This window comes from Kaarinaea lacus (assembly GCF_975902315.1).
In genome coordinates this window covers 1-7,437 of record NZ_CDLKIE010000247.1, presented here as the reverse complement: position 1 = coordinate 7,437, position 7,437 = coordinate 1, and the positions used below count along the sequence as shown (strand labels likewise).

The window sequence follows — 7,437 nt, the reverse complement described above, 5'->3', positions numbered from 1 at the left end:
TCCAGCCACCTGGAATCAGTGGTCATTCAAGTCGTACCTCGATACCTTTTTCTGCCATGTAGCGCTTGGCCTCTTCCACGCTATATTCGGCAAAATGAAATATGCTGGCTGCCAGTACCGCATCGGCATGACCATCAGTCACCCCTTCCACCAGATGATCCAGGTTACCCACACCACCCGAAGCAATGACCGGTACCGTTACCGCGTCGCAGATGGTACGAGTCAGCTCAAGATCGAAACCAATTTTGGTTCCATCACGATCCATGCTGGTAAGCAGTATTTCTCCCGCACCGTATTCAACCATACGTCTTGCCCACTCCACGGCATCAATGCCAGTGGGTTTGCGACCACCATGGGTAAAAATTTCCCACCTGGGCGGTTCGCCTTCTTTACTCACAGACTTGGCGTCGATAGCAACAACTATACATTGCGAACCAAATCGTTCTGCAGCCTGTTTAACAAATTCGGGATTGAATACCGCCGCAGTATTGATAGCCACTTTGTCTGCACCGGCATTCAACATGCGACGTATGTCGGACAACTCACGAATGCCGCCACCGACGGTCAGGGGAATAAATACTTCGCCGGCAACTTCTTCCACTACATGCACCATGGTTTCCCGGTCATCGGAGCTGGCCGTAATATCCAGAAACGTCAGTTCATCCGCGCCTTCATCGTCATAACGTTTTGCGACCTCAACGGGATCACCGGCATCACGGATATTGACAAATTGCACGCCTTTAACGACACGTCCGTTATCGACATCCAGGCATGGAATAATACGTTTTGCTAAACCCATAGTAATTTCGACTATCGTTTAATTAACTGTGACTGGCACTTTTTGCCATTTCATCGGCCAGCTTCTGGCCTTCGGCGAAATCCAGCGTGCCTTCATAAATAGCCCGACCCGTTATCGCACCCATGATACCTTCATCAGCAACTTCGCAAAGCGCAGTGATATCATCCAGGTTAGTAATGCCTCCTGATGCAATCACAGGTATATGAATCGCCTGTGCCAACTTTACCGTGGCTTCTACATTCACACCTGACATCATGCCGTCGCGACTGATATCGGTATATACAATGGCCTCTACGCCATCTTGCTCAAATTTCTTTGCCATATCTATCACGTCATGGCGCGATAGTTTCGACCAGCCATCAATGGCAACCTTACCGTCTTTCGCATCCAGGCCAACAATAATATGCCCGGGAAAGTTTAAACACACATCAGAGACAAAATGAGGAGCATTCACCGCTTTAGTCCCAATAATGCAATAACTAATGCCTAAATCCAGATAGTTTTGCACGGTGTCTTCATCACGAATACCACCACCCAACTGTACAGGCACATCCGCCGCGTTACACACTTCGGTTATGCCGCGTACTGCTTCAGCATTCACCGGGCGACCTTCGAAGGCGCCGTTTAAATCCACGATATGCAAGCGCCGCGCACCTGCATCCACCCAGCGTTTGGCGACTGCAGCAGGATCATCGGAAAATACCGTATCATCTTCCATACGCCCCTGACGCAACCGGACACATTTACCATCCTTAAGATCAATCGCGGGAATTAACAACATGTCTGTTTCCTCATATTTAGCTATAGCCTACAGATGCATCCTGTAAAACATCAAACCAAATCAGGCGGATTCTCCGTTCCAGTTCACAAAATTTTCGTAAAGCTTCAAACCCACATGGTGGCTTTTTTCCGGATGAAACTGCACCGCGAAAACATTATCTTTCATAACCGCAGATGCGAATGGGTGACCGTAAGAAGTAGAGGCAGCCACAGGTTCAGGCGTCGCTGGTTGCACAAAATAACTATGCACAAAATAGAATCTTGCGTCCTGCGGAATATCTTTCCATATAGGATGATTGCTTAGCTGATAAACCTGATTCCAGCCCATATGTGGTACTTTGAGTTTTTCATTGCTAATGGGATCAACCAGGTCTTTGGCGAAGGGTTGTACGGTACCGGGAATAATACCCAGACATTCAGTGCCTTCGTTTTCCTCGCTAAAGTCCATTAGCGCCTGCATACCAATACAGACACCCAGAAACGGCCTGGACCTGGCGGCTTCGTGAATGACTTCATCCAGTCCCAGTCGTTTGATTTCCCCAATACAATCACGAATGGCGCCCACACCTGGTAGTACCACGTGATCAGCACGCAGTATCAACTCTGCATCCGATGTCACTTCAATACGATTATCCGTCACATGGGCCAGGGCTTTTGCCACCGAGTGCAGATTTCCCATTCCATAATCGATTACAGCTACGCTAGACATGACAGTTCAATTCCGTATCGCCAATTATATCTCTTAGAAATATATTCCCGTTACAAACTGCCCTTGGTAGACGGAATGATATCCTGCATGCGCGGATCAACCTCCACAGCCATTCGAAGCGCCCGCCCAAAGGCCTTAAAAATAGTTTCTGCAATGTGGTGGGCATTAGCGCCACGAATATTATCGATGTGTAATGTAGCTTTGGCATGATTTACAAAACCCTGAAAAAATTCCTGCAACAAATCCACATCAAAAGAGCCAATCATGGCGCGTGGATAATTTACCTGATATTCCAGGCCTGGCCGACCGGAAAAGTCGATCACCACGCGAGACAAAGCCTCATCCAGTGGCACATAAGCGTGGCCATAACGACGCAAACCTTTTTTATCACCGACTGCTTCAGCAAAAGCCTGACCCAGCGTAATACCAACATCTTCCACAGTATGGTGTGCATCAATGTGCAAATCACCTTTTGCGTTGACGGTTAAGTCCAGCATACCGTGCCGCGCCACCTGATCCAGCATGTGCTCCAGAAAGGGAACACCTGTGGTAAGTTGCGCGTTTCCGGATCCATCAAGATTCAGCGACACTTCGATTTGTGTTTCCAGTGTGTCGCGTTTTACCGTGGCCGTTCTGGTAGCCATTATTTAATACTCCAGTTTTCCATAATAGGTACTTTTCGTCATCGTACAGGTCGTCAATCCTGTGTTAAATATCCTGCATTTCTAGCGCTTGATGATCTCGCGCAATGCCTGCATAAACGCCCTGTTTTCCTGCTGAGAGCCGACAGTAACACGCAAACAGTCTTTTAACAATCCCGGCTGATTACCCAGGTTTTTGATCAATATACCCTTATTTTTAAGGCTTTCAAAAATCGCTTTCGATGACCTGCCCGCGAGACGAAACAGGATAAAATTAGCTTTGGAAGGAAATACTTCCGAACCGTCAATGTCACAAAGCGCCTGGAATAATAGTTCGCGATCCTTACATATCTGTTCTGTCTGAGCGTTAAACACATCAATGTGCCGAAGTGCGAATTGAGCGCTCAGTTGCGTTAACACATTAATGTTGTAGGGTAGCCGCATTTTATCGATCTGTTGCAACCACTGCTCATCACCAACCAGGTAACCCAAACGTAGTCCGGCCAGCCCCATTTTCGATACGGTACGCATCACCAGCAGGTTGTTGTACTGGCCCAGCCAATCAACCAGGCTGCTGCCAGCGAAGGGAAAGTAAGCTTCATCGACTACCACGACACCCTGACTCGCTCGCAGGATGGCTTCAATAACCGCCACATCAAACAGGTTGCCAGTGGGATTATTGGGATATGCCAAAAAAATAATCGCGGGGTTGTGTTGCTCGATGGCAGACAGCATGGCATCAGCATCAAGACTAAAATCTGCATTTAACGTCACGCCAATGTAATCCATACCCGTCATCAACGCGATCATCTGGTACATCACAAAACTGGGTTCCGGTGACAACACCACACGACCAGGTTGCGAGACCGCCATAGCCATCATTTGAATCAATTCATCTGATCCATTTCCCAATAAGACAGCGCAATTTTCGGGTAGATCAAGACTATTTCGAAGCTGCGCTATCAAATCGCCAGCGGCTGGATCGGGGTAACGGTTGATAGCTGCAGTCTTGAGTTCCTGCAGCCATTGATCACGCAACGACTCCGGCCACGGATACGGGTTTTCCATGGCATCCAGTTTCACAAGGTCACCCGGATCAGGCACATGATAAGCTGCAATATCCCTGACCTCCGGACGAATCCATTGCTCAACGAGTGTTTTTATATCGGACCTGTTACTATCAGCATTCATGCCGGAATCACTGGAAGAATTGTTATCGCTCATGATTAAAAGAAAGACGGATGTGTCAGGTTTCAGCTTTTCTTCATACGATATTCAGCCGAACGAGCATGAGCCGTTAAACCCTCACCGCGCGCCAGTACTGAAGCTATTTCTCCTAATTGAGCCGCGCCGTCAGCTGAACACATAATCAGGCTGGAACGCTTTTGAAAATCATAGACACCCAGAGGCGAAGAAAAACGTGCCGTGCGTGAAGTGGGTAATACATGGTTGGGACCAGCACAATAATCACCAATGGCTTCAGCGGTAAATCGCCCCATGAAAATTGCACCGGCATGACGAATTTTACCCACAATGGCCTGCGGATCTTCCACCGATAATTCCAGGTGTTCCGGTGCAATGTAATTAGCAACTTCGATAGCCTGCTCCATGGTAGCAACATCGATGAGCACACCACGCTTGGATAGAGACTCGTTAAGAATGGCTTCGCGTTCCATGGTACCCGCCAGCTTATCGATACTGTTCTTCACCCTGGTGACATAATCCGAATCGGGGCAGACCAGGATTGATTGTGCATCTTCGTCATGTTCAGCCTGCGAAAACAAATCCATGGCAATCCAGTCCGGATCCGTTTTGCCGTCACACACCACTAATATTTCCGACGGACCCGCAATCATATCGATACCCACATGACCAAACACCATGCGTTTGGCTGTCGCTACGTAAATGTTGCCGGGGCCTACAATCTTATCGACCTTGGGAATCGTCTCCGTCCCAAAAGCCAGGGCCGCAACCGCCTGAGCACCGCCAATGGCAAACACGCGATCGACATCGGCAATCGCCGCTGCCGCCAGCACCAGGTCATTGATCTCACCTTTTGGTGTGGGCACCACCATGATGAGTTCAGGTACGCCAGCTACCTTGGCGGGTAGCGCATTCATTAATACCGAGGAAGGATAAGCCGCCTTACCACCAGGTACATATAAGCCCACTCGATCCAGGGCTGTTACCTGCTGGCCTAACAAGGTGCCATCTTGTTCGGTGTAGCTCCAGTTGTCCTGTTTTTGATGCTGGTGATAATCGCGCACGCGCTTTGCAGCATGCTCCAGCGCCTGCCTTTGTTGCGCCGGGATTTTCTCCAGAGATGCGGTTAATTGGTCTTTTGAAATTTCCAGGTCCTGCATCGATGATGCGCTCATGGCATCAAAACGATTGCTATACTCCACCACCGCAGCATCGCCCTGTTTGCGAACACTGTTAATGATGTCTTCAACCGTCGCATTAACCTTGCTATCTGACACTTCTTCCCACGCGAGCATGCGCTCGAGCTGTTGCCAGAAATCTGAATCCGCAATATTGAGTCGTTTGATTTGCATTTCGAATTCGCTATCGAGATTGTATGCTTTAGTTGCGCTGACTGAGGGTTTAGCCGCCTCGGCCAACAGCGTCCATTATATCAGATATGAAAGTTTTAACCTTTTCGTGTTTCATTTTCATGGAGGCTTTGTTAACGATAAGGCGAGAGCTGATGTCCGCGATATGTTCCATTGGCGCCAACCCGTTGGCTTTCAGTGTATTGCCTGTATCCACCACGTCCACGATGCGGTCTGCCAGCCCTACCAGTGGGGCCAGCTCCATAGAGCCATAAAGCTTGATCAGTTCGACCTGCTCACCCTTGCCAGCGTAAAACTCACGCGCACTATTGATATATTTTGTAGCCACTCGTAATCGACGCCCCGATTCCGCGTCGTCTCCCGAACCAGCATCTGCGACTCGGCCAGCAACCATTAGCTTGCATTTGGCAATCTGTAAATCGACCGGCTCATACAAACCTTCTCCGCCGTGTTCGAGCAATACATCCTTACCTGCCACACCAACATCAGCAGCACCATATTGGACATAGGTAGGCACATCAGACGCGCGAAGAATGAGCAGCTTGGTATCGTCACGATTGGTATCCAGAATCAACTTACGGCTGGTTTCCGGATCATCCACGGGTTCAATGCCAGCATGCGCCAATAACGGCAGTGTCTCTTTAAAAATTCGCCCCTTGGACAGAGCAATAATAAATTGCTTATTCATAATATTTACAAAACCGTTTTTTTAATCGGGTACCCGCCTGATAATGGCGCCTAATTGTTGCAGCTTTTCTTCGATACGTTCATAGCCCCGATCAATGTGATAGATACGTTGCACCTCGGTATCACCTTGAGCCACCAAGCCCGCTAATACAAGACCTGCCGAAGCACGTAAATCCGTAGCCATCACCGGCGCTGCTGTCAGCTTATTTACCCCGCGGATAAACGCAGTGTTCCCCTCCAAACGCACATCAGCTCCCATGCGTTGCAATTCCTGGATGTGCATAAAGCGGTTTTCAAATACTGTTTCCGTAATAGTGCTGGAACCTTCCGCAACGGCATTAAGCGCACAAAATTGCGCTTGCATGTCAGTGGGAAATGCAGGATACGGCGCTGTATGGATATCGACTGCCCTGGGTCGGTTGCCCTGCATATCCAGTGAAATCCAGTCTTCACCAATTTCGATATTAGCGCCAGCGTCCTGTAGTTTCGCAAGAACCGCATCCAGTATATCCGGTTTGGTATCTTTTAATTTGACCCTGCCACCGGATATGGCCCCAGCTATTAGATAGGTTCCGGTTTCAATGCGATCTGGCAATACGTGATATTCGACACCTTTCAGGCTATCAACACCTTCTATGGTAATCGTTGCTGTGCCCGCACCATCAATTTTAGCGCCCATTTTGTTCAGGCAGTCAGCAAGGTCGACGACTTCAGGCTCGCGCGCTGCGTTTTCGATTATTGTGGTTCCCTGGGCCAGCGCCGCAGCCATCATTAGATTTTCAGTACCCGTCACAGAAACGATATCCATGACCAACTTGGCGCCTTTCAAACGATTGGCCCTGGCATTGATATAACCGTTTTCAATTTCAATCTCAGCACCCATTTGCTGCAAACCCTGCACATGCAAATTCACTGGCCGTGAACCAATGGCACAACCGCCGGGTAATGAGACCTCGGCGCGACCGTATTTTGCGACTAACGGGCCCAAAACCAGAATAGAGGCCCGCATTGTTTTTACCAGCTCATAGGGGGCGTAGAAACTATTGATGGACGTAGGATCAGACTCGATATTCAACCGTTCATCTACTACCAGGTGCACACCCATCGCACCCAATAATTCCATTGTTGTGGTGATATCCTGCAAATGGGGCACATTACAAACTTGCATTGGCCCATCTGCCAATAGCGTTGCCGCGAGGATCGGTAACGCGGCATTTTTTGCCCCCGAGATACGGATCTCGCCGTTGA

Annotated in this window: 8 protein-coding genes; all 8 read right to left on the bottom strand. The window is 49.0% G+C overall.

What is annotated here, in order from left to right; translation table 11 throughout:
- Nucleotides 1–22: 22 nt before the first annotated feature.
- Nucleotides 23–799, bottom strand: coding sequence for an imidazole glycerol phosphate synthase subunit HisF (hisF, locus tag ACWVCM_RS07665; protein WP_455201142.1), 777 nt, complete (start codon nucleotides 797–799; stop codon nucleotides 23–25).
- Between the two features lie 22 nt (nucleotides 800–821).
- Nucleotides 822–1,580 carry a 1-(5-phosphoribosyl)-5-[(5-phosphoribosylamino)methylideneamino]imidazole-4-carboxamide isomerase gene (gene hisA / locus ACWVCM_RS07660; protein ID WP_455201141.1) on the bottom strand — a complete coding sequence of 253 codons (759 nt, stop codon included), beginning with the start codon at nucleotides 1,578–1,580 and terminating at the stop codon, nucleotides 822–824.
- A 60-nt stretch (nucleotides 1,581–1,640) separates the two neighbouring features.
- Nucleotides 1,641–2,288 carry an imidazole glycerol phosphate synthase subunit HisH gene (hisH, locus tag ACWVCM_RS07655; protein ID WP_455201140.1) on the bottom strand — a complete coding sequence of 216 codons (648 nt, stop codon included), beginning with the start codon at nucleotides 2,286–2,288 and terminating at the stop codon, nucleotides 1,641–1,643.
- A gap of 50 nt (nucleotides 2,289–2,338) precedes the next feature.
- On the bottom strand, nucleotides 2,339–2,932 hold the full coding sequence (hisB, locus tag ACWVCM_RS07650) for an imidazoleglycerol-phosphate dehydratase HisB (RefSeq protein ID WP_455201139.1): 594 nt from the start codon (nucleotides 2,930–2,932) through the stop codon (nucleotides 2,339–2,341).
- Between the two features lie 81 nt (nucleotides 2,933–3,013).
- Nucleotides 3,014–4,153, bottom strand: a complete 1,140-nt coding sequence (hisC, locus tag ACWVCM_RS07645; RefSeq protein ID WP_455201138.1) for a histidinol-phosphate transaminase — start codon at nucleotides 4,151–4,153, stop codon at nucleotides 3,014–3,016.
- 29 nt (nucleotides 4,154–4,182) lie between these two features.
- Complete coding sequence (hisD, locus tag ACWVCM_RS07640) at nucleotides 4,183–5,484, bottom strand: histidinol dehydrogenase (protein ID WP_455201137.1); 1,302 nt, start codon at nucleotides 5,482–5,484, stop codon at nucleotides 4,183–4,185.
- Nucleotides 5,485–5,533: 49 nt separating this feature from the next.
- Complete coding sequence (hisG, locus tag ACWVCM_RS07635; protein WP_455201136.1) at nucleotides 5,534–6,190, bottom strand: ATP phosphoribosyltransferase; 657 nt, start codon at nucleotides 6,188–6,190, stop codon at nucleotides 5,534–5,536.
- A 21-nt stretch (nucleotides 6,191–6,211) separates the two neighbouring features.
- On the bottom strand, nucleotides 6,212–7,437 hold a 1,226-nt coding region (murA, locus tag ACWVCM_RS07630), incomplete at its 5' end, for a UDP-N-acetylglucosamine 1-carboxyvinyltransferase (protein ID WP_455201135.1).

Coding starts and splice junctions, on each gene's coding strand:
- hisC (WP_455201138.1), bottom strand. CDS start 4,153: ATGAGCGATAACAATTCTTCCAGTGATTCCGGCATGAATGCTGATAGT.
- hisA (WP_455201141.1), bottom strand. CDS start 1,580: ATGTTGTTAATTCCCGCGATTGATCTTAAGGATGGTAAATGTGTCCGG.
- hisD (WP_455201137.1), bottom strand. CDS start 5,484: ATGCAAATCAAACGACTCAATATTGCGGATTCAGATTTCTGGCAACAG.
- hisB (WP_455201139.1), bottom strand. CDS start 2,932: ATGGCTACCAGAACGGCCACGGTAAAACGCGACACACTGGAAACACAA.
- hisH (WP_455201140.1), bottom strand. CDS start 2,288: ATGTCTAGCGTAGCTGTAATCGATTATGGAATGGGAAATCTGCACTCG.
- hisF (WP_455201142.1), bottom strand. CDS start 799: ATGGGTTTAGCAAAACGTATTATTCCATGCCTGGATGTCGATAACGGA.
- hisG (WP_455201136.1), bottom strand. CDS start 6,190: ATGAATAAGCAATTTATTATTGCTCTGTCCAAGGGGCGAATTTTTAAA.